The 425-nt window shown below is 67.3% G+C and carries 1 protein-coding gene; it reads left to right on the top strand.

Annotated features, from left to right (window positions below):
- Positions 1-425: tandem-95 repeat protein (locus Q664_RS49100; protein WP_152622808.1), on the top strand; the 425-nt coding region annotated here is incomplete at both ends.

Below are 425 nucleotides of genomic sequence, written 5' to 3'. Positions count from 1 at the left end.
CGCACGGCACGTTGTCGGGCACGGGGGCCTCGCGCACGTACACGCCAGCGGCCAACTACCACGGCCCGGATGCCATCACCTTCAAGGTGAATGACGGGACAGAGGACTCCAATGTGGCCACCGTCACGCTCACCGTCACCCCGGTGAATGATGCCCCGGTGGCCCTGACGGGCTCGGTGACGACGGCCGAGGAGACGGCGGTGTCCGTGACGTTGGAGGCCACGGACGTGGACGGAGACACGCTGACGTACACGGTGGTGTCGGGGCCGACGCACGGCACGTTGTCGGGCACTGGGGCTTCGCGCACGTACACGCCCTCGGCCAACTACCATGGCCCGGACTCCTTCATCTTCAAGGTGAACGACGGGACGGCGGACTCCAACGAGGCCACCGTCACGATCACCGTCACCGCGGTGAACGATGCC

The organism is Archangium violaceum Cb vi76 (assembly GCF_000733295.1).
GTDB lineage: Bacteria > Myxococcota > Myxococcia > Myxococcales > Myxococcaceae > Archangium > Archangium violaceum.
This window is presented reverse-complemented; position numbering and strand designations above follow the sequence as displayed.